Below are 25,284 nucleotides of genomic sequence, written 5' to 3'. Positions count from 1 at the left end.
GTTATGCGGGTGTGTACTTCTTGATCGCCTTGGATACGGCGGTCTGGCTGAGGCTCAGGTCCTTCGCCAGCGCGTACACGCTGCCGAGATCCTCAGCCCCGTCCTTGAGCGCGAACGCTCTGCGTCTGCGGGCCTGCTCCGCTTGGGCGTTGAGCTGTTCCAGCAGCTCGTCGGCCTCGCGGAGGCGGTCCCGCCATGGGGGCGTTTCCACCTCCAGAAGGATACCGCACCCAGGGTTTTGCACAACCCCCCGTGCCGTACGGGTCATGCGACTTCGCTCGGCTGGTAGTGCCGCAGCAGCAGGAGGTCCTGCTCGCTCCGGTATTCGGTGCGGCACCAGCGGCAGCGCACCGGCTCGCCCGGGTAGCGGCGCAGCACGGCCCCGCAGACGGTGCCCTGGTCGTCGGTGACGGCGACGCAGTAGCCGAGGCGCTGCGCGCGGGCCGGGGGCGCCCCGACGATGGTGAGCGCGTCGCTCTCCAGGTGTCGGACCTCGGCGGCGAGGTCGGCGGCGGCCGGGTAGTGGGCGGCGATCCACTCCACCTCCATGCGCAGCCAGCGGCAGTGCGCCATGAGGCTGGCGGGCTCGGGCCCGCTCCGGTCGGGCCAGCGCACCCGCTGGATGTCGCGGCGCCGGACCTCGAGCTTCCAGGCCGCGTTGCCGGGCAGGTCCAGTGCGGTCAGGTCGATCGGCGCGCGGGCTTCCACGGGTGCGGCGGTGACGACCTCGGCGAGCCCGGTCACCCGCGGCGTCAGGGAGAGTTCGGCGTACAGGTCGGGGAGGCCGGCCAGCCGGTCGGCGAGGCGGGTGGTGCAGGGCGTGCACAGGTACTGGTCCCCGGCGTCCCGGTGGTCGCAGGCGGTGCAGGTGCTCAAGGTGTTCTCCAGGCTGTGGGACGGTGGGGCTGGCCCGGCCGCCCGCGGTGAGAACGCGGGCGGCCGGAGTCGTACGGTCAGGCGACGGTGGCCAAGGAGCGTCGGAGTCGCGCCAGCCGCTGCTTCGGATCGGGTTCGCGGTTCGCGCCCCATTCGCCTCGGACCAGCCACTCTCGCCCGATCCACTCGGTGTAGGCGGGCGGGATAGCCTCGGTGAGTTCCTCGTGCACATCGGTCCACGTGATGCCCATGGCCTGCTGCATCTCGGCGACGGTGCCCTTGCCGCCCCCCTTGCCGTAGGCGGCGATGTAAGGACCGTCGCGCCAGACACCGTGCCGCCAGCCGCGGACGGGGCCGCGGTGTCTGCGGTGTGGCATCGGCGTGATCGGGGCGCAGCCGATCCAGCCGAGTTCAAAGTTGCGGTGCCGGAGCACTCCGAGGCCGAACTGTTCGCCGCACAGGGTGAGGTCCTTGCGGAGCGCGGCGCCGTTGACGTTTTCCATGACCCAGTCCACGCCGTACCAGACACACAGCTCGCGCATCTGCGGGATGAGGTCGATGTAGGTGCGGCCCTTGTTGGTGCCCTTGGTCAGCGCGGTGTGAGCCTGGCAGGGCGGGGAGGCGTGGACGAGGAGGAACTCCTGGCAGCGGTCCTGCATGACGTCGAGGGCGTCCCCCTGGATGAACTCGAACGGGTAGCGGGGCCTCGGCACGATGTCGACGCCGACGACGTCGAACCCAGCCAGCCAGTAGCCCATGCCTGCCCCGCCGGCGCAGCAGAACAGGTCTAGGACCCGGGGGCGGTGGGCGGTCACTCGGTGTCGCCGAGGGCGGCGAGAGTCGGGCACGGGTGGGGGAACAGCGCCACCCACTCTGCGGTCCGCAGGCTGGTGGTGCGCCCCACGCAGCACTCGTTGCACCAAGCCTGCCCCTCGAGCTGCATGGGTACGTGCAGGGCGCGCACCCGCTCGATGGCGGCCTGCACCCGCGCCAGCTCGCCCTCGGCGCGCTGCCGGGCCTCGTGCGGGGTGAGCACGCCGGGCCCGTGCCGCTGAACGACCAGCGTGTACAGCTCGGGGGACTCGGCGATCTTCACGTCGAACTCCAGCTTGGTCTCGCTGTAGTTCGGTGCGTCCCCGAGGAGGGCGCGGGCGGCGGCCACGTAGGCGGCGGCGAAGTCCCGGCCAGCGGCCAGGTCCATCTGCCAGTTGCCCGCGCGGAAGTCGGCCCACTTGATGCCGAGCTGCTCCTCCTGCTTCTGCACCCAGCGCTCGCGCGCCTCCTCGTCGCGGCCGCCCAGCTCCTCGCGCAGCCCGGCGAGGTCGCGGTACAGCGTGTCGAGGGCGTTGTCGGTGATGGTGTCGGCGGTGTAGCGGGGCGTGCAGGGGTTGTCGCTGCCGGGCGGGCGGTGACCGGCGGGCTTGGTGCACTGGCCGCCGCCGATGAACTCCGTGTCGCAGCGGTCGGCCGACGGCTCAGCGGCCAGGGTCTCGGCGCCCAGGCGACGCAGCTCGGCGGCGACCGACTGGGGGCTGGCGTCGATGTCGAAGGACTCCGCCACCTCGGCGGCCTCGCGCAGGACGGCGGCCCGGTCCACGGGCGCGGGCAGCACGGCCAGCACCGCGTCGGCACGGCTGTACGCGTTCGCCCGGACGGTCTCGTCGCGGCGCAACGCCGTGTACTTCCGGTCCGTGCTCCGGTACGCCCAGTCGACGAGCGCCTCGGCGATGCGGTCGCGCAGGGTGGGCTCGGTGGTGGGCGGCTGTGCGGTGATCGTGACCTTCGCGATGTCGTCGCGGTCGGAGAGGCTGCTCTCGATCCAGGGGATGACGTTGGCCAGGAGGTCGTCGTGGTCGAAGTAGTAGTCGCTGTTCTTGCGGGTCTCGACGGTGACGGTGAGAACGGCGCGCAGGGGCTCGCTCATCGGCTGTGGTCCTTCCGGGTGCAGTGGACGAGGTCGTGGTCGGTGCCGCCGGTGTGCCAGCCGGTCAGGCAACAGGAGGCGTGCAGGTCCAGCCAGCCCCGGGCGTACTCGGCGGCGTACGGCCGGTCGTCGGCGTAGGCGCGGGCCCGGGCGGCCCGCTCGGCGCGCACCGCCGCCGCACGCCGGTCGCGGGCGGCGAGGGTCTCGCGGCGGGCCGCGGTCAGCAGCAAGAAGGCGGTGCAGCACAGGGCGGCCGCGTGCCCGTGCGCGCGGTGCAGGGCGGAGGTGTAGGCGAGGACGGTGAGGTAGACGGCGGCGGTCACACAGGCCAGGCGCAGGGCGCGGGTGGTGCCGGTCATGCGGCGAGTCCCTTCGCGGAGTGCGGGCAGTGGCCGACGCGGACGTCGGCGACGAGCTGCTGGACGGCGGCCGTACCGCGGGCCTGCTGGTGGTGGCCGCACCGGCACAGCCAGTCGGCACGCGGGTTGCGGCCGTACTCTTCGGCGCGGACCGTCAGGCCGGGCCGGATGCCGGTGATGACGGCGGGCTCCTCGCTCATGCGGCCACGTCCGTCCAGCCGGTGGCGTCGCTGATGACGAGGACCAGCTGGCCGCCCGGCGTGCGGGAGCCGAGCCGCATGTCGGGGCCGATGAGCCGGGTGTGGTCGTCGTCCTCGAGGAGCCCGGCGTCCACGAGGCCGTCCACCACCGCCTTGAAGCTGGGGTACCAGTTCGCGGGGTCGGCGCGGCCCGCGCGGGCGGGCCGGAGGTAGGCGACGATCCGGGCGCGGGTGAACAGGGGGCCGGACTTGGCGGCGGCGAGCGCGGCCATCAGGTCGCGGTGTCCGGCAACGGCTTCGATGGCGGCGGCTCGCAGTTCGCGGGTGCGGGTGGCGCGGACGTGGTGGTGGACGCGCCGGTTGGCGTTGAGCAGCGGCAGGCCGGGCGGGAGCGAGATGGTGAAGGACTGGCTCACAGGAAGCTCTCCTGACGGTAGGTCGGGCGGGTGTGGGGCTGGCAGTGGTGGTCGGCGACGACCTGGTGCGTGCAGTGCCGGGTGTGGGCCCGGTCGCGCCAGCGCAGGCGTTGCGGGGTGTGGGGGCCGCCGGTCAGGCACCAGGTGAGGAGCCCGGCCCGGCGGGCGGCGTGTTCGGCGTCCCAGTCGAGTGGGGCCGGGTCGGCGCGGACGTCGACGGCGAGGACACGGTCGGGGGTGCGGGCGGTGAGGATCTCGAGGCCGCAGGCCGGGCAGGGGCGCCGCCGGACGGTGGTGGCGGTGGCCTCGGCGTGGTCAGCCTGCGTCGGCCGCGGGCGGCGGGCGGTCACGGCCCGGCCCTGAAGGGGTGCGAAGGGGTTGCGAAGGGGTTGTCGAAGGGGTTCGCGTAGGGGTTGACCTGCGAAGCGAAGGGATCGAAGGGGTTGAGCGAGGTTCCTCTTACATACGAGGCGATCGTGTTGTGCATCTCCTTGTATGCGTGAGTGTCTGAAAACCCCTTCGACCCCTTCGAATTGCAGGTCAAAGGCTTCGCAGACCCCTTCGCAAACCCCTTCGCAACCCCTTCGAACCCCTTCGCACAGTCGCTCACTGGGCACCCCCGAGGCGGGCGAGCGCGAGACCATGGGTGAGGGCACGGCGAGTGCGCCCGTCCTTGGACTGCTGGAAGCCGCGTTCGATGAGTCGGGTGGTGAACGCCTTCTGCGACATGGGCGTCTTGACGCCCGCCTTGTCGGCCCAGGTGCGGTAGCTGGCGTACAGCTCGCTGTTCTCGGTGACCGCGTCGGGTACCTCGTCGGTCGCCTGTTCCAGCCAGGTGGCGAGCGGGTTGGACTGCGCGATGTGCTCGCGGGTCTTCTCGGTGACGGCGTCGGGTACGGCCAGGCCCTGCTTCTGCCAGTCGAGGCAGCCGCGGATGGCCCAGTTGAGGATGCCTGCGGCTTCGGCGGCGAGGATCTTCTCGGCGAGCTTCTGGTCGCGGCGGGCCGGGGGCACGATGACGTCCCAGCCGATGGCCTGGAGGCGGCGGGCCATGCCGTGGGTGCCGGATACGTCGGGCAGGTGGTTGGTCGCCAGGTGGATCTTTCCGACGGGCTTGAAGTCGAAGAACTCGGCGTTGAGGAAGCGGGCCGGGATCGACTCCTCGCCGGTGAGGCGCTTGACGAGTTCCTCGTCCAGGGGCTTGCCGCGCCCGTCGCTGGTGCGGCCAGTCTCGGACGTGGACAGGAACCGTTTGCCGACCATGCGGGCGATGTCGTTGGGGATGCCGCCGTCGTTCTGCTTGGCCATGAGGGTGGAGGCGGGGACGGCCTGGGCGTAGTCGCCGAGCAAGCCCATCACGATGCGGGTGAAGACGCCTTTGCCGTTGGCGCCTTCGCCGTGGTGGATGAACATGACCTGTTCGCCGGTGGCGGCGGTGAGGCTGTAGCCGACGACGCGGGCGAGGTAGGCGCGCCGAGCCGGGTCGGGCATGACCTCGCCGAGGAAGGTGTCGAAGCGGGGGCAGGTGGCGTGCGGGTCGTAGCGGATGGGTGACTGCTGCATGAGGTAGAGGCCGCGGTCGTGGGCGCGGAGGTCACCAGTCGTCAAGTCGACAATGCCGTTGGCGATGTTGAGGAGCATGTCGGGCTGGTCGAAGGCGTCCATGGTGGTGTGCACCGCCGGGTACGCCTGGAGGACGTCGCGGGCTGCGGCGAGCTTGGGTCGCATGCGCTGCTTGCGGGCCCAGGCGAGGAACTTCTCCTGCTCGCTGGGCAGGGGCTTGGCCTTGCTGTCGGGCTCGGGCGGGGGCGGCGCCTGGTCGTTGTAGTTGTCGGCCTCGTCGGCGAGCCGGTTGATGGTGTTGGCGACGCGGGTCCAGACGCCGGTGTTGGCGGCCTTCAGGTTCCAGCGGCCACGGTCGTAGTAGGCCCAGCGTTCGATGTCGGCGAGCCAGCGGATCTCGGTGCCGTGCCGGTCGATGACGCGTTCGGCGTTGCCGAGGTCGTCCCAGTCGCGGGCGGGCATCGGCGTGGGCAGGGTGACCGGCTGCTCGGCGGGCGCCGCCCAGGCCGGGGCGGCCGCGGGGGCCGGGGCGGGCTGCTGCGGGAGGAGCTGGCCGAAGTCGTTGCGGCTACGCGGGGTGGGCGGCCACGGGGTGCGCGGGTGGGCGATCCCGGCGGTGAGCCCGGAGTGGATGGTGGGCAGCGCCCGGCTGTCGGGGTGGTGTCCGGCGCGGGCGGCGGCGAGGAGGGCGTCGCGGGCTTCGGTTTCGGTGAGGGCTCCGGCGCCGACGAGGGTGCCGATGTTGAACGCGCTGGTGTTGATCTGGTTGTTCTGGTCGCCGTCGGTGGCGGCCGCGATGGCGTCGCATTCGGCCTGGAGGGCGCGGCGGGTGTAGGCGTCGTGCCGGTCGGCGGGCAGCACGACCGTGCCGGGCGCGGCCGGGGCGGGGGCGGCGGGCTTGGTGGTGAGGGTGGTGAGCAGCCACTCGGGTGCGGCGGCGGGCGGCTGGTCGGCGTCGGCCAGTTCGTAGAGGACGCCGGTGGCGTGGATGCTGCCGGGCCCGATGACGTAGGCGTTGCCCGCGCGGACGTCGCCGTCGAACTGGCCGCGCAGGGCGCCGAGTCCGTTGCCGAGCTTCAGGCCGGCGGGGGCCCAGTAGTAGTCGTGGTACCCCTGCGCGGTGTTCACCCGCATGGTCGGGGTGTGCTGCTCGCCGAGTGTGGCGGCCGCGTCCTCGAGGGCGCCGGGCCGGTCGGAGTCGACAACGAGGAGCTGCTCGCCGTCGGGGCCGGTGGTGCCGCCGACGAAGACGCCGACGTTGCGCGGGTGTGTGTCGAGCCCGAACCACTGGCGGGCGAGGCTCTCGTCGCGGGTGTGCCGCTTGGTGAAGGTGACCGCCGGGTGTTTGCCGCGCTGGGCGCAGGTGGCGGGGTCGTGGCCGATGCCGATGCCCGCGCACTGGAGCAGCCCAGGGTGGTCCACCGGGAAGACGGCAAAGCCGTGGCCGATGAGCCAGAGGGCGCCGTCGAGTGGTGTGTCGCGGACCGGGGCGGTGGTCACGAGTGGGTGCTCCTTGCGAGGTTCGGGGTGCCCGCCGCCGCGTCGGGGGGAGGTCGCGGCGGCGGGCGGGGAGGGCGGCCGCCGGGTGGTGAGGGGAAGCGGGCGGTCGCCGAGGCGCGGAGGGTCAGGCGGTGGGCGCGGGGGCCGGGATTCCGGCGATGCGCTGGAGCCGGGCGGTGCCGTCTTCGCGGGTGGCGGCGAGGTTCATGGCGGCGACCAGCTCGGGGTAGACGGTGCGGAGCCGGGAGGTGTGGATGATGTCGGCGGCGTCGATGACCCGCATCAGCAGGACGGTGAAGCTGCCGGGGACCCATCCGCCGTCGCAGCCGTAGTGCCACAGGACGTGCCGGGCGGTCTCGGCGTCGATGGTGATCGTGGCCATGAGGTGGCTCCTTCCTGGTGGGTTGGTCAGGAGTTGTCGGCGATGACCTGCGCGACGCCGATCTGGAACGCCCGGCGCATGCCCTCCGGCATCCCGGGCTCGAAGGCGAAGAGGACGCGGATCACGGGCCCGTTGTCGCCGTCGAGGTTGATCACGTCGGGCGAGGGCTCCAGTCCGTCGGCGCCGAGGTCGACGGCCCAACGGGACACGTCAGCCGCGCCGTTGATCAGGTCGTGAATGCTGTGCTGCGCCGTCGCGTGGGTCTCGTCGCTGAAGTCGTCCCAGGCGACGCCCCCGTCGGGGGTGACATCCCGGCCTTCCATCTGCTCGCTGACGCCCATGAAGTCGGGGTCCTCGGTGAGCGTGGCGTGCTGGCGGGCGGCCTCGGCGCGAAGGTCGTCGTCGGTGTATGGGCGTTCGGTCACGGCCCGGTCCTTCCTGGTGGGTTGGTCCGTCCCGCCGCCGCGCGGCGTAGGGCGCGGCGGCGGGACGGCGTGCGAGGGGCGGGGCCTAGAACGGGGGTTCGTCGCCGCGCTGCTGGGCGGGGACGGCCGGGGCCGCGTACTGCTGCGGGGCGGCGGGCGGCGGGCTGGCGATCTCGCCGGTGGCCGTGTTCACTCCGGCCGGGGCCACGCCGAACTCGGCCTGCGCGGCGGGGGTGTAGTGCGCGTCGTACAGCTTCGGCGCGTTGAACCCGACCTTCTTCTTCTCGCCGTCGTGGCTGTAGCGGACCCGGAGGATGCCGCCGACCTCCAGGCCCTTGGCGCCGGTGACCCGGACGGCGTCGGCGACGGCGTTCTTCATCTGGCCCTTGACGAAGATCCGGCGGCGGCCGTCGTCGTCCTCGATGGCCGGGTCGCGGTCGTCGGTCTGGACGGTGACGACGAGCTGCATCATCGGGTCGCCGTTGTTCCAGGTCTTCTGCTCGCCGGTCTGGATGTCGCGCTGCTGCTCGATGGTGGGGGGTTCGGTGATGCGGCCGCCGACGACGGTGCCGATGCTGGGGAACTTGGCGGTGGGGGCACCGCCGCCGCCCATGAGGAAGCTGTTCGCGTCCATGCGGATGCGCTCCTTCTATGCGATGAGGGATTCGAAGCCGTGCCGCGCGGGGCGGTCGGCCTGGATGCCGGGGCAGCCGACGCTCAGGTCGCTGCTGCCGGGCTTGGACCACTCGCAGAACCGGCACTTGGCCTTCGGCGAGGTGGGGATCTGGGTCCACCAGGTGTGGCTGTAGCCGCTGGCGGATGCCTCGGGGCTGTCGAGGCGGGAGCGGATCGCGTCGAGGCGAGCGAGCGCGTCGAGGGCAATCTGCCGGGTGTACGGCTCGGTCCAGACGTGGACGCGCAGCTCGTGGTAGCGGGCGACGAAACAAATCGCGACCCGGTGCACGGTCTCGCCCGCGTTCTCCTGTCCGAGCCCGTACAGGTGGGCCTGGATGCGGTACTGGTCGCCGGGGCCTTCACGCCGGTACTTGTCCTGCGTGGTGTGGCCGACGAGCTTCCAGTCCCAGACGGTGCCGGTCGCCCGGTCGAACAGGTCGGTGGACCCGGCGACGACGGCGGCCTCGTACGGGGAGTCGCGGACGGTGACCCGCTCTTCGACTCGGTACCGGGGTCGGCCGTCGGGCATCTCCGTCTGGCGCCGCTCGAACGCCTCCTGCATCCAGCTGTGGAAGCCGGTGCCGATGATCGACGCGGCGGGGTCGCCGTCGTCGCGGGCGGTCGGCCAGTCGAGCACCTTGTACGTCAGTTTCCGCTCGCAGGGGTCGCCGACCTCGCTGGGCCCGATCCGCTTCTGCAGGGAGCGGGGCGCGTTGGTGGCGGTGTCCACGATGAAGGCCGTGATGCGCTCGGCGAGCTGTTCGCCGATCTCGTCGCTGCCGCTGGTGCGCGCCATGTCTAGCTGTCCTTGCTGCTGGGGGCGGTGAGGCCGAGGACGTCGAGGAGGTGCTGCTCGTCGGCCTGGTCGCGGGCGTGCTCGCGCACCAGCTGGGTGGCGGCGGCGCGCTGGGTGAGGGTGGTGTCCTGGCCGGCGGTGGTGAAGCGGTCGGAGCCGCGGGCCCTTCCGGCGCTCACGCGGCGTCCTCGGTGTTCTCGCGCGGAGCGGTGACGTCAGCGAGGGTGAGGTGGATGCCGAACCCGGAGATCTCCACGGTCACGTCGGCGATGGTGGTGCGGGCGGCGATCCAGCTGTTCGTGCTGGAGAAGGCGAGGCTGACGTCGCTGGCCGGGATGTTGAGGGCCTCGCGCCAGGTCTCGAACTCCCAGGCCCGCATGAACTGCAGGTCCAGGCGGCCGGGGTACAGCTCATGCAGGTCGTGCACGGTGATGTACGCGCCGGGCAGGGTGGGGTGCTCGGCGATCAGGTGGGCCAGCGCTTGGACGGCGGGCTGCTGCACGCTGATCGAGATGCTTTCCGGGGTACTGTCGGTGGTCACGGTGACCTCTGCTTTCTCTGCTGTCAGGGGCGCCGGTCGTGGGGTCGCCAGGCCGGGCAGGTTGGGCGGCCCTTCGGCGTTTCAGCTCTGGTGGAACGCGGTGCGGACGGCTGCTCGCTGCTCGCTGGTGAGTGAGGGCGCTGCGTCAACAAGGCGGCTGATCCGGGCCCAGTAGGCGACGTTTCGCGCGGAGTCCGCGAAGCGGATGGGGCGCGTGGACTCAGTGGTCTGGGCAGGAGCGCTCATGCGGTGGCCTGCGCCGGAATCAGGACGCGACCCGCGCGCTCCATGGGGACGAAGAGGACGAGCAAATCAACGCCGAGCGCGGCGGCAATGGTTTTGGCCTTGTCTTCTGGCACCGCCTTCTGGGCGCCGGTCATGAGAGCGCCGATCGTGCCGTGCGCCACTCCAGCAACTCTGGCCAGCGCGCGGCTGGAGATCGAATTACCGGTCCCCGTTCGCTCCATCAGGAGCTTCAGCCGTGCGCCGCTTTCGACGGCGTACATCGTGGTCTGACTGCTCACGTTCTCTCCACAGGACGACGTGTCCATCTAGATGGACGGCGTAGAGAGAGTATCCCTCCAGCTGAACGACTTGTCCAGCAAGATGGAGGAAGGGGGCGCACTTGTAATCAGCCAACGACTCCGCGCTACCTGGCGGTCGCGCTCGGCTTGCTGAACAATCCGTTCAGTGGGATGGATGAACGGGTCTGGTTACCTGCTCGTACAGACCCGTGAATCCACGAAGAGCCTGAACGGGCCGACGTTCGCAGTTGAGAGAGGAATGACAGGATGTGCCCCATGGCGCCCAATGCTGAGCTGTCTGTTAACCCTGAACACGGTCCCGGGGCTCAGCTCACAGACCTTCTCAGGAGTCGTCGCGCAGAACTCGGTGACGGTCTGAGCAAGGTGGCCGCGCGAGCGGTGGATCCAGTGACTCAGAAGGTCGTGAAGCGTGGCCGGATCTATCGCTTGGAGGGGAACGAGGAGGGAGGCATTACGCCTCCGGATTTCTGGGAGCTGCGCGCGCTGGCGGTGGGCTATCAGCTACCCGTTGAGAGGCTCCAAGATGCTGCTGGCGCTCAGTTCCACGGCGTAGAGCCCTTGCGGTCTGGGACCGGTGAAGCAGTTGCTTACGTGCGGAAGCTTGATCAACTCCCCGCAGATCAGCGTGAGCGGTTGCTGCGACTGATTGACTCACTAGTCCCACCGCAGGGTGAGTAGCCGGTGGGGCATATGCCTAAGCTTCACTCACCGTAGTGTTTGAATGCGGGCTGTAGATATATGGGGCGTGTGATGCGATCATGACTCCGGCCCAGCACCCGAAGAAGGGGCTGGTCTGAACCATAAATCGAACGCGTGAGCGGGAGATGGGGGAGCGCATGGAGCAGCCAGACTCGCCTACTGCGTGGTACTTCTTCACCGACGACCTGCCGGACGGGGAGGTGATCGTCCCTTTCAGAACCCGCTACGGCGTGGCTTTCGGCGTCCGGCGCGAAGCCATGCCCGAGGAAACACTCAAGGAGCTCAACCGGACTGCGCAACTGGTCCTCGGGATTGGGCTGGCGGAGGTCAACACGGCCGATCACTAGGCGCGGCTCTGGCAAGGGCGACCTGTCCCGCCCGTGCCTACCGGCCGCGCTTCCACTCGAACACCACGGCGTCATAGTCGAAGTACCCGCCGTCTGGCATTCGCCCGGGCCGCGGTGTCTTCAGTGTCACCTCGACCAGCGCCCGCAGCACATGCCGCTGCCGGTCCAACGGCAGCACCTTCCACGTTTTGCGAACATCCGGCGCCCCCACCAGGCCGACCAGCGGGTCCTGCGTCGCTGCACGGGCGAGTTGTCGGGTCACCCCGTCCAACTGGGCTCGGGCCGTGTCCATGCCCTGGGTGAACGGCGCCAGCTCCAGCCGCCCGGCGCCGAAAAGCCCCGCAAGATCCGCCATCCGCCGCCGGACCTGCTCGCTCTCCGCCTGCAGGCCAGCCACGTCCACGCCGTCCGGCGCCGGTTCAAGCAGGTCGTGTGAGTCCGGCCGCGACAGCCGCTCGACAATGACGTCCTCGACGTACTGATCGACGGTCTCGGCGCGCCGGCCACCGCCGTGACCGGTGGGGCAACGGTACGAGGGGTACTGTCGGCCACCCGACTGGGTGACGGTGACGTACCCGGTGCAGGCATGACGGCCACACCGGTACAGCAGCGAGCCTAGCCACTTCGGTTGTGTGCCCCGGTTCACGGTCCGGCTCGGGTCCCTCAAGATCGCGGCGACTGCCCGAAACTTCGCCTCGTCGACGATGGGTTCCCACTTCCCGGTGCCGACCTCCTCGCCCCGATAGACGGCAATCCCGGCGTTCCTCGGGCGGAGCAGCATGTCCCGCATGTCGGTATGGGTGACCGCGTTGCCGCGGGTCGTGAGGACGCCCTTGTCGGCGCACCACTTCACCAGGGACCGGATCGACCCGCCGGACAGGATCTCGTCCGTCCAGAAGCGCAACGCCACGGCCTCCTCGGGCACGGCCTTCATCATGTCCAGGGCCGGGACTTGGACATCCTCGCCGGTCTTCCGGTCGGCGATGGTGCGCATTTCTCCAGTCGGCAGCCCCCAGCCGAACGGACGGATGCCTCCCATCCATTCCCCGGCGAGAGCCTTCTGTCGGCGGGCGCGGGCGACGCGTTCGCCCTTGTGCTCGGACTCGTGGCGGGCGACGGCGCCGAGGATGCGCGCGGTCATCCGGCCGGACGGTGTGGACAGGTCGATGGGCCCGGCCTGGCAGGTGTGGGTATTGACGCCGCGGCGTTCGGACAGGTCGATGTACTCTTCCAGCTCCGTGGGGGAGCGGTGGAGTCTGTCGGTGTGCCAGGCGACGACGATGGTGGCGGCGCCCTGGTCAAGGTCATCAAGCATCCGCCGGTAGTCGGGGCGCTTCTTGCCACTGTAGGCGGAGATGTCGTTGTCGATGTAGGTCTTGACGACGTCCCAGCCGTTTCGCTCGGCGAGCACCTCGCAGTCCTCGCGCTGGCGGTCGACGCCGAGGTGGGCGCCAGCGCGGTCCTGGCTGATGCGGAGGTAGATCACGGCGCGCGTTCGGGCGCCCCCCGTTTGGGTGTTCTTCATGACGTGAGTGTGCCTCACTAGTGGTGTCATTGACCCTGCTTCGGGAAGACGACGTTGCTGAGCGCGCTGCTCGGGCTGGTCGGGCCCGGTGAACGGATCGTGCTCGCCGAGGACTCGGCCGAGCTCCGCCCCGACCACCCGCATGTCGTCCGGCTGGAGACACGGCCCGCCAACCAGGAGGGCGCCGGGCTGGTCACGCTGGAGGACCTGGTCCGGCAGGCGTTGCGAATGCGGCCCGACCGGCTCGTCGTCGGGGAGGTGCGCGGCCCCGAGGTGGTGCATCTGCTGGCCGCGCTCAACACCGGCCACGAGGGCGGCTGCGGCACCGTGCACGCCAACGCGGCCGCCGACGTACCGGCCCGGCTGGAGGCGCTGGGGACGGCGGCCGGGCTCGACCGGGCCGCGCTGCACAGCCAGTTGGCGGCGGCGCTGTCGGTGGTGATCCACCTGGTGCGGGACCGCGCCGGGCGGCGCCGGATCGCGGAGGTCCATGTGCTGGAGCGGGACACCTCGGGGCTGGTGCGGACGGTACCGGCCCTCCGCTGGGGCGAGCGGGCCTTCGTGCCGGAGCGCGGCTGGGAGCGGCTGCGGGCGCTGCTGGACGGGGCGGGAAGCGAGCGGGGGAGCGATGGCTGACGTCGGCATGGGAGAGACGGTGACGGGCGCGGGGCTGGCCTGCGCCGGGGGAGTGGCCTGGCTGTTGAACGCACGGCATCTGGGGGTCAGGCGGGCGAGGCTGCTGTTCGCGGCCGACGGAGTGGTGGACACCGGGCCGACGCCCTGGGAACGGCTCCTCGGTGAACTGCGGCGGCTGCACGGCCGGGTGGGTGCCGAGTGGTGGTCGCTGGTGGCGGGGCTGGTGCTGGCGGCGGCCGGGGCCTCGGTCATCCCGGTGGTCGCGGGGGCCGCCGGGGTGCCGGTGCTGCGCCGGGTGGCGAAGGCCCGGCGGGCCCGGTTGGTGAGGGAGCGCCGGGCGGACGCGGTGATCGCCCTGTGCGGGGTGCTCACCGGGGAGGTCCGTGCCGGGCAGCAACCGGGCGAGGCGCTGCTGCGGGCGGAACGGGACTCCGGGGGCCTGGGCGAGGCGCAGGCGGCCGTGATCGCCGCGGCCCGGTTCGGCGGCGATGTGCCGGGGGCGCTCGCCGTGGCGGCCCGGCAACCGGGCGCCGAGGGGCTGCTGGGGCTGGCCGCCTGCTGGCGGGTGGCGGTGGACCAGGGCGCGGGACTGGCCGCCGGTCTCGGCCGCCTGGACGGCGCGCTGCGCGCGGAACGGGACCAACGTGCCGACCTGCGAGCCCAGTTGTCCGGCGCCCGGGCCACGGCCCTGCTGCTGGCGGTACTGCCCCTGCTCGGGCTGCTCCTCGGCGCGGCCATGGGCGCGGACCCGCTGCGAGTGCTCCTGCACACGGGGGCGGGGCTGGGCTGTCTAGTGGCGGGGGCGCTGTTCGAGGGCGCCGGGGTGTGGTGGGCGGCCCGGATCGTGCGCGGAGCTGAGGCGGCGTGAGCGGCGCTGTCGTCCACAGCCTGGGGGTGGCCCTGGCGGTGGCCGTCGCCCTCGGCTCGGTGGCCCGGTGGCTGGAGTCGGCTCGGCAGCGGCGCCTGGCGCGGAAGCGGCTGGCGGGGCTGCTGGACCCGGAGCCGTCCGGGACCGGCCGCTCCCTCGCGGTCCCGGCCCTGGCCAGACGGTGGCTGCCGGTGGCCGGGGTGGCATGCGGGGTGTGGGCGATGGTCGGCGGTCCCGTCGGGGCGCTGGTGAGGATCGTGACCGCCGCGCTGCTGTGGCGGTGGCAGGAGCGCCGGGTGGCGCCGTCGGCATCGGCGGTCGACACGGCCGCGGTGGATCGTCAACTCCCGCTCGCCGCAGAGCTGCTGGCCGCCTGCATCGAGTCCGGTGCGAGTCCCGTCGTCGCCGCCCGGGCGGTGGGGGAGGCGCTCGGCGGCCCTGTCGGTGAGGCGCTGGCGCGGGGCGCGGCCGAAGCCCGGCTCGGTGGTGAACCGGCGGACGCCTGGGCACGGTTGGCGGCGCTGCCCGGTGCGGGGGCGCTGGCCCGGCTGCTGGAGCGGGCCGACCGTTCCGGGCTCCCCGCGGCGGACCCGGTGGCCCGCCTCGCCTCGGACGCGCGGGCGGAGTCGATAAGGGCGGCCACGGTCCGGGCCCGCCGGGCGGCCGTGCTGATCTCCGCGCCGGTCGGGCTCTGCTTCCTCCCCGCCTTCATCGCGGTCGGCGTGCTGCCCGTGGTGATCGGCCTCGCGGGCGGCGCGCTGGGAGGAGGTGGGCCCTGACAGAGCGGACCGATGCGGACGAACGTGACAACCAAGCTGGACAGAAAGGGAATTGAGATGCGTGAGAAGGCGGGCAAGGCGTGGGCGCTGCTGCGGGAACGCTGCCGCAAGGACGCCGGAATGGTGACCTCCGAGTACGCCATGGGGATCATCGCGGCGGTCGGCTTCGCGTTGCTGCTCTACGAGGTCGTGACCAGCGGCCAGGTCAAGGCGGAACTCCAGGGCATCGTGAAACGAGCGCTCAGTGCGCGGATGTGACCGGGGCGCGGACCGGGGGTTCGTGACGGCGGAGGCTGCCGTGGTGCTGTCGGTGCTGGTGGCGTTCACCATGGCGCTGGTCTGGGGGCTGCTCGCCGTGGCCGCCCAGATCCAGTGCGTGGACGCCGCCCGCGCCGGAGCGCGAGCCGCCGCCCGCCAGGACCCGCCCGACGAGGTGGTCCGGCTGGCCCGCGAGACGGCACCGGGCGGGGCGACGGTCGGCGTCGCCCGCGAGGGCGAGCGGGTGCGCGTCACCGTGGTGGCCAGGCCCCCGGTGCTGACGGGGCTGCTGTTCGAAGTACGCGAGGAGGCCGTGGCCGCCGCCGAGGAGGCCACGGGAGGCGGGGAGGAGGGTCATGAGGTGCCGGAAGAGTGATCGGGGGTCCGCCACCGTCTGGAGTCTCGGGGTCATCGCGCTGCTGTGCTTGGTGTTCGGCGCCGTGCTCGGTATGGGGCACGCCGTCGTCGTCCGGCACCGGGCGGCAGGCGCGGCCGATCTGGCGGCGCTCGCGGCGGCGGACCACTGGGCCGAGGGCGTGGCGGCTGCCTGCGCCGCGGGGCGCCGGGTGGCGTCGGCCCAGGGCGCGAGGCTGGTGCGGTGCGCGCTCGTCGGCGAGATCTCGGACGTGAGCGCGGGCTCGGGAGGCGGGCCGTTCGGGGCGGAGGTACGGGCCAGGGCTGGACCTCCCGACCCGTCGGGCACGGAGGCCTGGGCACCCGCCTCGCAGGCCCCAGCCCCTAGCTCGCCTCGCCCTCTCCAGCAGCCCCCGCCCCGTCCGCCCCCGCCTCCTCCGGCGCCCCCCGCAACAGCGTCGTGAGGAGCCGCACCGCTCCCCGCTTGTGCAGTGGCTCGTTGCCGTTGCCGCACTTGGGGGACTGGACGCAGGAGGGGCAGCCGGCCTCGCACTCGCAGGCGGCGATGGCCTCGCGGGTGGCCGTCAGCCAGGAGCGGGCGGTGTGGAAGGCGCGCTCGGCGAAGCCCGCCCCGCCGGGGTGGCCGTCGTAGACGAAGACCGTAGGGAGCAGCGTGTCGGGGTGCAGCGGTACAGATACCCCGCCGATGTCCCAGCGGTCGCAGGTGGCGAAGAGGGGCAGCATGCCGATCGAGGCGTGTTCGGCGGCGTGCAGGGCGCCGCCGAGGATCTCCGGGTTGATCCGGGCCTCGTCGAGCTGATCCTCGGTGACCGTCCACCACACCGCGCGGGTGCGGAGCGTACGCGGAGGGAGGTCGAGTTTCGTCTCGCCCATCACCTCACCGGTGATCAGGCGTCTGCGCAGGAAGGAGACCACTTGGTTGGTGACCTCGACCGAGCCGAGGCACAGGCGGCCGGAGCCCCACGGGATCTCGGTCTCCGTCTCCAGGACGGCGATGGACGTGGTGTCGCGGGCGGCGGTCGAGTACGGCGGGTCGGCCCGTTCGACCAGGGCGACGGAGTCCTTCAGGTCGAGCGAGCGCACCAGGTAGGTGCGGCCCTGGTGGAGGTGGACCGCGCCCTCGTGGACGGCGGAGTGCGCGGCCTCCGCGTCGACCGTGCCGAGCAGGCGCCCGGTGCCCTCCTCCACGATCTGCACCGGAGGCCCGCCGGTGCCCCGGATGTCGGTCAGGTCGGCGGCCCGTTCCCGGCGCGTCCAGTGCCAGGCCCGGGTGCGGCGGCGCAGCAGCTTCGCGGCCTCCAGTTGGGTCAGCACGTCGGCGCTGACCGGGCCGAAGAGTTCGAGGTCGGCCTCGGTCAGCGGGATCTCGGCGGCGGCGGCGCACAGGTGGGGGGCGAGGACGTAGGGGTTGTCCGGGTCGAGGACCGTGGACTCCACCGGGCGGTCGAAGAGGGCCTCCGGGTGGTGGACGAGATAGGTGTCCAGCGGGTCGTCGCGGGCCACCAGGACCGCCAGCGCGCCCTGCCCGGAGCGTCCGGCGCGGCCCGCCTGCTGCCACAGGGAGGCGCGGGTGCCCGGATACCCGGCGATCACCACCGCGTCCAGGCCGGAGACGTCCACGCCCAGCTCCAGGGCGGTCGTGGCGGCGAGGCCGAGTAGTTCGCCGGAGTGCAGGGCGCGTTCCAGGGCGCGGCGTTCCTCGGGGAGGTAGCCGCCGCGATAGGCGGCGACCCGCCGGACCAGGGAGCGGTCGACCTCGGCGAGCCGCTCCTGCGCGATGACCGAGATCAGCTCCGCCCCGCGCCGGGAGCGGACGAAGGCGACCGAGCGCACGCCCTGCACGGTGAGGTCGGTCAGCAGGTCGGCGGTCTCGGCGGTGGCGGTGCGGCGCACCGGGGCACCCTTCTCGCCGTGCAGTTCGGTGAGCGGGGGCTCCCAGAGGGCGAAGACGAGTTCCCCGCGCGGGGAGGCGTCGTCGGCGACCTCGACCACCGGCAGCCCGGTCAGCCGCCGGGCGGCCACGGAGGGCTCGGCGGCCGTGGCGGAGGCCAGCAGGAAGACGGGCGACGCGCCGTAGCGGGCGCACAGTCTGCGCAGCCGCCGCAGCACCTGGGCGACATGCGAGCCGAACACGCCCCGGTAGGTGTGGCACTCGTCGATGACGACGTATTTGAGCGACTTCAGGAAGGAGGCCCAGCGGGGGTGGGAGGGCAGGATGCCCCGGTGCAGCATGTCCGGGTTGGTCAGCACGTAGTTGGCGTACTGCCGGACCCACTCGCGTTCCTCGAACGGGGTGTCGCCATCGTAGACCGCGGGGCGCACCGCGTTGCCCAGCGGTGCGGCGAGTTCCCGCACCGCCCGGCACTGGTCGGCGGCCAGGGCCTTGGTGGGGGAGAGGTACAGGGCGGTGGCGCCGCGCCCGTTCGGTGCCTCGGAGCCGTCCAGCAGGGCGGACAGCACCGGCATCAGATAGGCCAGGGACTTGCCGGAGGCGGTACCGGTGGCGACGACCACCGAGTCGCCGTCCAGGGCGTGCTCGGCGGCGATCGCCTGGTGGGCCCAGGGGTGCTCGATCCCCCGGGCCTGGACCGCCGCGATCACTTCCGCGCGAATCCGGTCCGGCCAGACGGCATGGCGGCCCGCGCGCGGGGGCAAGTGCTCCGTATGAGTGATGCGCGCGGACCTGCTCGGACCGGAGGCGAGCCGGTGCAGAACCGTCTCCGGAGACGGGCGGGACGCCGGGTCCGGCTGGGGGTGATCGGGTCGGTGATTCTTGGCCATCGGCACCGAGTGTGTCACCGGCTTGACGGACAATGGAGCCAAGGCGTCGTGAACACCTGCCGGTAAGTGATCGAATGCCATCGCGGCTGGCGAAGTGTTCCAAGGGCCGTAAGCCGGGATGTCCCCGAGGGATGACCGCTCGATAGCAAGGTGCTGGAGGATTCGTGGACCTGTCCCTGTCGACCCGTACCGTCGGCGATCGTACGGTCGTCGAGGTCGGTGGCGAAATCGATGTGTACACCGCGCCCAAGCTGCGCGAGCAGTTGGTCGAGCTGGTGAACGACGGCAATTTCCACCTCGTCGTCGACATGGAGGGCGTGGACTTCCTCGACTCCACCGGGCTCGGCGTGCTGGTCGGCGGCCTGAAGCGGGTGCGTGCCCATGAGGGTTCGCTCCGCCTGGTCTGCAACCAGGAGCGCATTCTGAAGATTTTCCGTATCACCGGCCTCACCAAGGTGTTCCCGATCCACACCTCGGTCGAGGAAGCGGTGGCGGCCACCGACTGATCAGGGTCGTTCGCCGGGTCCGGGCCGTCTGTGCGGTCCGGACGCCGGTGGGCCCCGCCTCGGGTCCGCAAGCGTCCGGGGCGCACAAGTTTCATCGTGGGCGTGCGGTCTTTCGGCGGCCCCGGCCCCGCACCGCACACCCGTAGTACGCGAGGGGGATGCATGGCCACCGTCGAACTCCGCTTCAGCGCGCTGCCCGAGCACGTCCGGACCGCCCGTCTGGTGGCGGCCGCGGTGGCGCGCAGGGCCGGAGTGGACGAGGCCGTACTCGACGAGGTCCGCCTCGCCGTCGGTGAGGCGTGTTCCCGCGCGGTCGGGCTCCACCAGAGCGTCGGCATCACCGCGCCGGTGAAGGTGGCGCTGATCGAGGACGAGAAGCTGTTCTCCATCGAGGTCGGCGACGAGGCCCCGCACGCCGTCCCCGCCGAGCGGGTGGCCGGAGGCGCCGCGGCCGACGCGGACGTGGAGGCCGAGGAGGACGAGATGGGCCTCGCGGTCATCAGCGGCCTCGTGGACGACGTCGAGGTCACCACCGGTGAGAACGGCGGGCTGATCCGCATGTCCTGGCCGACCGTCCCGCCGCCCGCCGTCCTGATCTGACTCGCGCGCGACGCACGTACGAGGGGCCCTGCACCGCAGGGCCCCTCGCGTCGTTCCGGCCGTTTTCCGCCGGGGCGCGCCCGCCCCGGAATACGTGAAGGAATTCACTACCGGAAACCCCCGCAGGTCGCGCGGCGAACCCGCGACCGTAAATGCCTCAGGGGTATTACTCCGTCCGGGTTCCGTGCTCTGGTCCTCCACTCGATCGTTTGCTAAAGGGTAAGGGGCGGGCAATTCTGTTTACCGTGCCCGGTCGGGATCACGATCGAGTAGCTACAAGTCCGTCCACATCTTGAGCTCAGCCCAAGCGTCAAGGAGGACGAATGGCGGGGCTATCCATCCCTGGTCAGGCGGGTCACTCCGCATCCCTCGCGGCCGTGGTCCTGACCGACGGCAACCGCGTCCTGGTCGCCGTGATCGCGGCGGTCGCCCTGGCCGCGCTGGTGGTCGCGGGCGTCCTGGTGCGCCAGGTGCTGTCGGCGGGCGAGGGCACCGAACGCATGCGGGAGATCGCGGAGGCGGTCCAGGAAGGCGCGAAGGCTTATCTGGCCCGGCAGTTGCGCACCCTCGGCGTATTCGCGGTCGTCGTGTTCTTCCTGCTTCTGCTGCTTCCCGCGGACGACTGGAACCAGCGGGCCGGACGCTCGCTGTTCTTCCTGATCGGCGCGGTTTTCTCGGCGGCCACCGGCTATATCGGCATGTGGCTCGCCGTACGCAGCAATGTGCGCGTCGCCGCCGCCGCGCGGGAGGCGACTCCCGGAGAGGGAGAACCGGAAAAGGATCTCACCGTCGTCTCGCACAAGGCGATGAAGATCGCATTTCGCACGGGCGGCGTCGTCGGCATGTTCACCGTGGGCCTCGGACTGCTCGGCGCCTCCTGCGTGGTGCTGGTCTACGCGGCCGACGCGCCCAAGGTGCTGGAGGGGTTCGGCCTGGGCGCCGCGCTGATCGCCATGTTCATGCGGGTGGGCGGCGGCATCTTCACCAAGGCCGCCGACGTCGGCGCCGACCTGGTCGGCAAGGTCGAGCAGGGCATCCCGGAGGACGACCCGCGCAACGCGGCGACCATCGCGGACAACGTGGGCGACAACGTCGGCGACTGCGCGGGCATGGCGGCCGACCTCTTCGAGTCGTACGCCGTCACCCTGGTGGCCGCGCTGATCCTCGGCAAGACCGCCTTCGGCGACGCCGGGCTCGCGTTCCCGCTGCTGGTGCCCGCCATCGGCGTGCTCACCGCGATGATCGGCATCTTCGCGGTCGCCCCGCGCCGCGCCGACCGCAGCGGCATGAGCGCCATCAACCGGGGCTTCTTCGTCTCCGCGGTGATCTCCCTGGTGCTGGTCGCCATCGCCGTGTACCTCTATCTGCCCGGCCGCTACTCCGAGCTGGCCGGGGTGACCGACGCGGCGATCCGCGGCAAGGACGGCGACCCGCGGGTGCTGGCGCTGGTCGCCGTGGCCATCGGCATCCTGCTCGCCGCCGTCATCCAGCAGCTGACCGGCTACTTCACCGAGACCAGCCGCCGCCCGGTCCGCGACGTCGGGCGGACCTCGCTCACCGGCCCCGCCACCGTCGTCCTCTCCGGCATCTCGCTGGGCCTGGAGTCCGCCGTCTACACCGCGCTGCTGATCGGCCTCGGCGTGTACGGCGCGTTCCTGCTCGGTGGCACCTCGATCATGCTGGCGCTGTTCGCGGTGGCGCTCGCCGGGACCGGGCTGCTGACCACGGTCGGGGTGATCGTCGCCATGGACACCTTCGGCCCGGTCTCCGACAACGCGCAGGGCATCGCCGAGATGTCCTCGGACGTGCAGGGCGCGGGCGCCCAGGTGCTCACCGACCTGGACGCGGTCGGCAACACCACCAAGGCCATCACCAAGGGCATCGCCATCGCCACCGCCGTGCTCGCGGCCGCGGCGCTCTTCGGCTCGTACCGGGACGCGATCACCACCGGCGTCGCGGACGTGGGGGAGCGGCTCAGCGGGCCGGGCTCGCCGTTGACCCTGTCGATGGACATCTCCCAGCCCAACAACCTGGTCGGCCTCATCGCGGGCGCGGCCGTCGTGTTCCTCTTCTCCGGGCTGGCCATCAACGCCGTGTCGCGGTCGGCCGGTTCGGTGGTGTTCGAGGTGCGACGGCAGTTCCGCGAGCGGCCGGGAATCATGGACTACACGGAGAAGCCCGAGTACGGCCGGGTCGTCGACATCTGCACCCGGGACGCCCTGCGCGAGCTGGCCACACCCGGACTGCTCGCCGTGATGGCGCCGATCTTCATCGGGTTCACCCTCGGCGTCGGCGCCCTCGGTGCCTTCCTCGCGGGCGCCATCGGCGCGGGCACGCTGATGGCGGTGTTCCTGGCCAACTCCGGCGGTGCCTGGGACAACGCCAAGAAACTGGTGGAGGACGGCCACCACGGCGGCAAGGGCAGCGACGCCCACGCGGCCACGGTGATCGGCGACACGGTCGGCGACCCCTTCAAGGACACCGCGGGCCCGGCGATCAACCCGCTGCTGAAGGTGATGAACCTGGTCGCGCTGCTCATCGCGCCCGCCGTGATCAAGTTCTCCTACGGCGACCACAGCAGCCTGCTCGTCCGCGTGCTGGTCGCGGTGTTCGCCCTGCTGGTGATCGTGGTCGCGGTGTACGTGTCCAAGCGGCGCGGGATCGCGGTGGGGGACGAGGACGCGGGCGAGGTGCCCAACTCGACGCCCCCCGCGGTGGTGCCGTAAGAGGAGGTCGACGGGCGGGCGGGCGGTGCGGCTGACGCGCCGCCCGCCCGCCCGCGTGTGTGGAGGGCCCGTCGGCCGTGAGCCTTCTCTCGCATGGTGCGAAGCACCGCAAAAGTCTGCTTATAGGGCACCGGTCGTGTGGATGGTCTCGTTCCGCCGTGTAGATTCCGGTGGCCGATAGCCATGGAAGGGACCGATCCGGTGAACAAGAAGCTCGCGGCCGCCCTGTCCGGCGGCGCGGTACTGATGACGGCGCTGACGGGATGCGGCAGCGACGGCGGCGGCCCCGACCCCAAGCTGGGTGTCTGGGCGAAGAAGGTGTGCGACGCGGTGCCCGCGCAGTACACCAAGATCAAGACGGCCAATGCCGACATCGCCAAGATCGCCAGTGACAGCGACCTCCAGCCCCAGGCGGCCAAGCAGACGTACGCGCAGGCGTTCCAGGACATGTCCGACGGCTACAAGGCCATCGCCACCGCCATCAACGGCGCCGGTGCACCCCCCGGGGTCGACGGCGGGGCCAAGCGGCAGCAGGACGCGGTCACGAACCTCAACAGCCTGGCCACGTCCTACGCCAACCTGAAGAAGAAGGTCGACGGGCTCGACACCAAGGACCAGGGCAAGTTCGCCAAGGGCCTGCACGAGGTCGCCGACCAGACCAAGGAGATCGGCCGCCAGAGCAACAGCGGCACCGAGGCGCTGAAGCGGCTGGAGCAGGGCGACGTCAAGGAGGCGATCTCCGAGCAGCAGAGCTGCAAGGTCTCCGCCTCGGCACCCGCCGCCAAGAGCTGACAGCACCCGCCGCCAGGAGCTGACAGCACTCGTACGCAGGTTGACGCCGCCCGTACGGACGGTCGGCGGCGGCGGACCCGGGACGGCGCGGCGGGCCACAATGGGTGCGTGACTGACTCCGGCTCCGCCCCCCTGCCCGCCACCGACCGGCCCGAGGCGGCCACCCGCCTGCGCGACGCCCTGCTGTCCGCCTCCTTCACCGCGGACGGCCTGCTCGATCTGCTCGGCGCGCCCGCGTACGCGGCGCTCGCCCGCAGCGAGACCGTGCCCGCCCTGCGCGCGACCCGCGGCGACACGCCGCTGGAGGCCCTGGTGCGGCTGTTCCTGCTCCAGCAGCCGGTGCCCCGCGCCCGCCTGACGGACGTACTGCCCGTCGAGGAAGCGGTGGAGGCCGGGTGGCTCACGCCGGTCGGCGGCGACGAGCTGGCCGCCACCGTCGACGTGCGCCCCTACGGCGGGCCCGACGGCGAGGACTGGTTCATCGTGTCCGACCTCGGCTGCGCGGTCGGCGGGGCGGGCGGCATCGGCAGCCGGGACGAGGGCGTGGTCCTCGGCGTCGGCGGCGCCTCCACCACGCTCGCCGGCATCACCGTGCGCACCCCCGTCGGCGCCGCGCTCGACCTGGGCACCGGCTCCGGCATCCAGGCGCTGCACGCCGCCCAGCACGCGACCAGGGTCACCGCCACCGACCTCAACCCGCGCGCCCTGCACATCACCGCGCTCACCCTCGCCCTCTCCGGCGCCCCCGCCGCGACCCTCTGCGAGGGCTCGCTGTTCGAACCGGTCCGGGACGACGAGACGTTCGACCTGGTCGTGTCCAACCCGCCCTTCGTCATCTCGCCCGGCGCCCGCCTCACCTACCGCGACGGCGGGATGAGCGGCGACGATCTGTGCCGCTCGCTCGTCCAGCAGGCGGGGGAGAGGCTGAACGAGGGCGGGTTCGCGCAGTTCCTCGCCAACTGGCAGCACGTGGAGGGGGAGGACTGGCAGGACCGGGTGCGCTCCTGGGTGCCGCGCGGGTGCGACGCGTGGATCGTGCAGCGCGAGGTCCAGGACACCACGCAGTACGCCGAGCTGTGGCTCAGGGACGCCGGGGACCACCGCGAGGACCAGGCGGAGTACCAGTCGCGGTACGACGCGTGGCTGGACGAGTTCGAGGCGCGCAAGGTGAAGGCCGTCGGCTTCGGCTGGATCACCCTGCGCCGCACCGACGCGACCGAGCCCTCCGTCACCGTGGAGGAGTGGCCGCACCCGGTCGAGCAGCCCCTCGGCGACACCATCCGGGACCACTTCGAGCGCGTCGACCACCTCCGCGCGCACGACGACGCCGCCCTGCTGGAGGGGCACTTCAGGCTCGCCGACGAGGTCGTCCAGGAGCAGGTCGGCCTGCCCGGCGCCGAGGACCCCGAGCATGTGGTGCTCCGTCAGCACCGGGGCATGCGCCGGGCGACGAAGGTGGACACCATCGGCGCGGGCTTCGCGGGAGTGTGCGACGGCTCGCTGAGCGCGGGCGTCATCCTGGACGCCATCGCCCAGCTGGTCGGCGAGGACCCCGTGGTGCTGCGCGACCGCACGCCCGCGCAGATCCGGCTCCTGGTGGAGCAGGGCTTCCTGGAACCGGTGGGCTGAGCCGCCGGGCGCGGGGTACGGCGGCTGATCCGACTGTCGTACCCGGCGTACCCGGGCCGGTGGACGTGCGCCGGATCATCGTCGTATGCCGGGGGCACGGCGCGGAACGGCAAAAAGGCCGGAAAGTGATGTGTGCCGCCCGACGGCGACAAGAGGCGGCCCCGTCCGTTCACCCCGGCGTCGCCCCGCCGTTCTCCTGGCGTGGCAGCCTCCCCGCGCTGGATCGGAGCGGACCGCGCCGCGGGCGCGGAAGGGGCGGACGGATCATGGAAAGCGTGCCGGCGGTGTTCGCGGGAGTGGTGTTCGCGCTGTTCGGAGGGGCTCTGATGGTGTGGACCGGGGCGCGGGTGCGCCGCGCCGAACCGGTCGCCGTGGGTGTGAACCGGGTCGCATCAGCGGTGTTCGCTGGGGCCACCGCGGTCGTCTCGCTGGGGCTGGCCGCGTACTGCCTGACGCGTCCCTGACCGCGTCGGCCGGGTCGGCGCGGCGGCGGTCGGAGCGGAGGGCTCCGGGCATGGGGTGAGCGCTCGGCGGGTACTCCGGGCGGCAGGAATGGCGGTA

At 71.9% G+C, this 25,284-nt stretch carries 30 protein-coding genes and 1 pseudogene; 13 read left to right on the top strand and 18 right to left on the bottom strand.

The genetic code is table 11. The annotated features are described in order from the left end of the window. Position 1: 1 nt before the first annotated feature. The 16 genes from ACIPPM_RS22010 to ACIPPM_RS21935 form a co-directional block, all read right to left on the bottom strand. On the bottom strand, positions 2-211 hold the full coding sequence (locus tag ACIPPM_RS22010) for a hypothetical protein (RefSeq protein ID WP_401450422.1): 210 nt from the start codon (positions 209-211) through the stop codon (positions 2-4). Between the two features lie 53 nt (positions 212-264). Next, complete coding sequence (locus ACIPPM_RS22005; protein ID WP_401450419.1) at positions 265-876, bottom strand: hypothetical protein; 612 nt, start codon at positions 874-876, stop codon at positions 265-267. Between the two features lie 77 nt (positions 877-953). Beyond that, positions 954-1,634, bottom strand: coding sequence for a DNA methylase (locus tag ACIPPM_RS22000; protein ID WP_401450417.1), 681 nt, complete (start codon positions 1,632-1,634; stop codon positions 954-956). A 53-nt stretch (positions 1,635-1,687) separates the two neighbouring features. After that, positions 1,688-2,800 carry a hypothetical protein gene (locus tag ACIPPM_RS21995; protein WP_401450415.1) on the bottom strand — a complete coding sequence of 371 codons (1,113 nt, stop codon included), beginning with the start codon at positions 2,798-2,800 and terminating at the stop codon, positions 1,688-1,690. Then, entirely contained in the window at positions 2,797-3,159 is a 363-nt protein-coding gene (locus tag ACIPPM_RS21990; RefSeq protein ID WP_401450413.1) for a hypothetical protein, read from the bottom strand. The genes ACIPPM_RS21995 and ACIPPM_RS21990 overlap by 4 nt, the downstream gene beginning before the upstream one ends. Next, positions 3,156-3,359 carry a hypothetical protein gene (locus ACIPPM_RS21985; RefSeq protein ID WP_401450411.1) on the bottom strand — a complete coding sequence of 68 codons (204 nt, stop codon included), beginning with the start codon at positions 3,357-3,359 and terminating at the stop codon, positions 3,156-3,158. Before ACIPPM_RS21985 ends, ACIPPM_RS21990 begins: the two co-directional genes overlap by 4 nt. Continuing rightward, the gene (locus tag ACIPPM_RS21980; RefSeq protein WP_401450408.1) at positions 3,356-3,775 is read right to left on the bottom strand and encodes a hypothetical protein; all 420 of its coding nucleotides are present in this window, start codon (positions 3,773-3,775) and stop codon (positions 3,356-3,358) included. Before ACIPPM_RS21980 ends, ACIPPM_RS21985 begins: the two co-directional genes overlap by 4 nt. Further along, a complete protein-coding gene (locus ACIPPM_RS21975) occupies positions 3,772-4,125 on the bottom strand; it encodes a hypothetical protein (RefSeq protein WP_401450406.1) in 354 nt (117 codons plus the stop codon). Before ACIPPM_RS21975 ends, ACIPPM_RS21980 begins: the two co-directional genes overlap by 4 nt. A gap of 256 nt (positions 4,126-4,381) precedes the next feature. Beyond that, positions 4,382-6,838: a phage/plasmid primase, P4 family gene (locus ACIPPM_RS21970; RefSeq protein WP_401450404.1), complete on the bottom strand. Its 2,457-nt coding sequence runs from the start codon at positions 6,836-6,838 to the stop codon at positions 4,382-4,384. Between the two features lie 124 nt (positions 6,839-6,962). Continuing rightward, positions 6,963-7,220, bottom strand: coding sequence for a hypothetical protein (locus tag ACIPPM_RS21965; protein WP_401450402.1), 258 nt, complete (start codon positions 7,218-7,220; stop codon positions 6,963-6,965). A 26-nt stretch (positions 7,221-7,246) separates the two neighbouring features. Further along, the gene (locus tag ACIPPM_RS21960) at positions 7,247-7,645 is read right to left on the bottom strand and encodes a hypothetical protein (RefSeq protein ID WP_401450399.1); all 399 of its coding nucleotides are present in this window, start codon (positions 7,643-7,645) and stop codon (positions 7,247-7,249) included. 85 nt (positions 7,646-7,730) lie between these two features. Beyond that, positions 7,731-8,279, bottom strand: a complete 549-nt coding sequence (locus tag ACIPPM_RS21955) for a hypothetical protein (protein ID WP_401450396.1) — start codon at positions 8,277-8,279, stop codon at positions 7,731-7,733. 15 nt (positions 8,280-8,294) lie between these two features. Beyond that, positions 8,295-9,116, bottom strand: coding sequence for a hypothetical protein (locus ACIPPM_RS21950; protein ID WP_401450393.1), 822 nt, complete (start codon positions 9,114-9,116; stop codon positions 8,295-8,297). 2 nt (positions 9,117-9,118) lie between these two features. Beyond that, positions 9,119-9,295, bottom strand: coding sequence for a hypothetical protein (locus ACIPPM_RS21945; protein ID WP_401450390.1), 177 nt, complete (start codon positions 9,293-9,295; stop codon positions 9,119-9,121). Beyond that, positions 9,292-9,657 carry a hypothetical protein gene (locus ACIPPM_RS21940; RefSeq protein ID WP_401450388.1) on the bottom strand — a complete coding sequence of 122 codons (366 nt, stop codon included), beginning with the start codon at positions 9,655-9,657 and terminating at the stop codon, positions 9,292-9,294. Before ACIPPM_RS21940 ends, ACIPPM_RS21945 begins: the two co-directional genes overlap by 4 nt. A gap of 242 nt (positions 9,658-9,899) precedes the next feature. Beyond that, positions 9,900-10,181, bottom strand: coding sequence for a helix-turn-helix domain-containing protein (locus ACIPPM_RS21935; protein ID WP_401450386.1), 282 nt, complete (start codon positions 10,179-10,181; stop codon positions 9,900-9,902). A gap of 857 nt (positions 10,182-11,038) precedes the next feature. Here ACIPPM_RS21935 and ACIPPM_RS21930 point away from each other — a divergent pair. Next, complete coding sequence (locus ACIPPM_RS21930; protein ID WP_401450383.1) at positions 11,039-11,248, top strand: hypothetical protein; 210 nt, start codon at positions 11,039-11,041, stop codon at positions 11,246-11,248. A gap of 37 nt (positions 11,249-11,285) precedes the next feature. On the opposite strand, the gene ACIPPM_RS21925 is transcribed toward ACIPPM_RS21930, so the two are convergent. Then, positions 11,286-12,773 carry a recombinase family protein gene (locus ACIPPM_RS21925; RefSeq protein ID WP_401450381.1) on the bottom strand — a complete coding sequence of 496 codons (1,488 nt, stop codon included), beginning with the start codon at positions 12,771-12,773 and terminating at the stop codon, positions 11,286-11,288. A gap of 42 nt (positions 12,774-12,815) precedes the next feature. Here ACIPPM_RS21925 and ACIPPM_RS21920 point away from each other — a divergent pair. The 6 genes and pseudogenes from ACIPPM_RS21920 to ACIPPM_RS21895 form a co-directional block, all read left to right on the top strand. Continuing rightward, positions 12,816-13,409, top strand: a pseudogene (locus tag ACIPPM_RS21920) (CpaF family protein); the annotation flags it as partial. Further along, positions 13,402-14,277 carry a type II secretion system F family protein gene (locus tag ACIPPM_RS21915; protein WP_401450378.1) on the top strand — a complete coding sequence of 292 codons (876 nt, stop codon included), beginning with the start codon at positions 13,402-13,404 and terminating at the stop codon, positions 14,275-14,277. The pseudogene ACIPPM_RS21920 and the gene ACIPPM_RS21915, both read left to right, overlap by 8 nt. After that, positions 14,274-15,056, top strand: coding sequence for a type II secretion system F family protein (locus tag ACIPPM_RS21910; RefSeq protein WP_401450375.1), 783 nt, complete (start codon positions 14,274-14,276; stop codon positions 15,054-15,056). The genes ACIPPM_RS21915 and ACIPPM_RS21910 overlap by 4 nt, the downstream gene beginning before the upstream one ends. Before the next feature lie 57 nt (positions 15,057-15,113). Beyond that, complete coding sequence (locus ACIPPM_RS21905; RefSeq protein WP_393593903.1) at positions 15,114-15,314, top strand: DUF4244 domain-containing protein; 201 nt, start codon at positions 15,114-15,116, stop codon at positions 15,312-15,314. Between the two features lie 22 nt (positions 15,315-15,336). Next, positions 15,337-15,690 carry a TadE family type IV pilus minor pilin gene (locus ACIPPM_RS21900; protein ID WP_401450372.1) on the top strand — a complete coding sequence of 118 codons (354 nt, stop codon included), beginning with the start codon at positions 15,337-15,339 and terminating at the stop codon, positions 15,688-15,690. Continuing rightward, positions 15,671-16,132: an Rv3654c family TadE-like protein gene (locus tag ACIPPM_RS21895; RefSeq protein ID WP_401450370.1), complete on the top strand. Its 462-nt coding sequence runs from the start codon at positions 15,671-15,673 to the stop codon at positions 16,130-16,132. The genes ACIPPM_RS21900 and ACIPPM_RS21895 overlap by 20 nt, the downstream gene beginning before the upstream one ends. Here ACIPPM_RS21895 and ACIPPM_RS21890 read toward each other — a convergent pair. Next, a complete protein-coding gene (locus ACIPPM_RS21890) occupies positions 16,053-18,551 on the bottom strand; it encodes a DEAD/DEAH box helicase (protein ID WP_401450367.1) in 2,499 nt (832 codons plus the stop codon). The two genes, ACIPPM_RS21895 and ACIPPM_RS21890, sit on opposite strands and share 80 nt — an antisense overlap. Before the next feature lie 83 nt (positions 18,552-18,634). Here ACIPPM_RS21890 and bldG point away from each other — a divergent pair, with 83 nt between their 5' ends. From bldG to ACIPPM_RS21860, 6 genes are all read left to right on the top strand, one after another. Beyond that, positions 18,635-18,976, top strand: coding sequence for an anti-sigma factor antagonist BldG (gene bldG, locus ACIPPM_RS21885; RefSeq protein WP_010986038.1), 342 nt, complete (start codon positions 18,635-18,637; stop codon positions 18,974-18,976). A 162-nt stretch (positions 18,977-19,138) separates the two neighbouring features. Then, positions 19,139-19,576, top strand: coding sequence for an ATP-binding protein (locus ACIPPM_RS21880; protein WP_393593895.1), 438 nt, complete (start codon positions 19,139-19,141; stop codon positions 19,574-19,576). A 323-nt stretch (positions 19,577-19,899) separates the two neighbouring features. After that, a complete protein-coding gene (locus ACIPPM_RS21875) occupies positions 19,900-22,302 on the top strand; it encodes a sodium-translocating pyrophosphatase (RefSeq protein WP_401450364.1) in 2,403 nt (800 codons plus the stop codon). Between the two features lie 201 nt (positions 22,303-22,503). Beyond that, positions 22,504-23,094, top strand: coding sequence for a small secreted protein (locus ACIPPM_RS21870; protein ID WP_401450361.1), 591 nt, complete (start codon positions 22,504-22,506; stop codon positions 23,092-23,094). A gap of 108 nt (positions 23,095-23,202) precedes the next feature. Further along, positions 23,203-24,723: a methyltransferase gene (locus tag ACIPPM_RS21865; protein ID WP_401450359.1), complete on the top strand. Its 1,521-nt coding sequence runs from the start codon at positions 23,203-23,205 to the stop codon at positions 24,721-24,723. Between the two features lie 266 nt (positions 24,724-24,989). After that, complete coding sequence (locus ACIPPM_RS21860; RefSeq protein ID WP_401450356.1) at positions 24,990-25,187, top strand: hypothetical protein; 198 nt, start codon at positions 24,990-24,992, stop codon at positions 25,185-25,187. Positions 25,188-25,284 lie beyond the last annotated feature (97 nt).

It is taken from the genome of Streptomyces sp. NPDC090119, from assembly GCF_044747085.1.
GTDB lineage: Bacteria > Actinomycetota > Actinomycetes > Streptomycetales > Streptomycetaceae > Streptomyces.
Note: the sequence above shows the minus strand (reverse complement) of the source record. Positions and strands in the feature narration are given on the sequence as shown.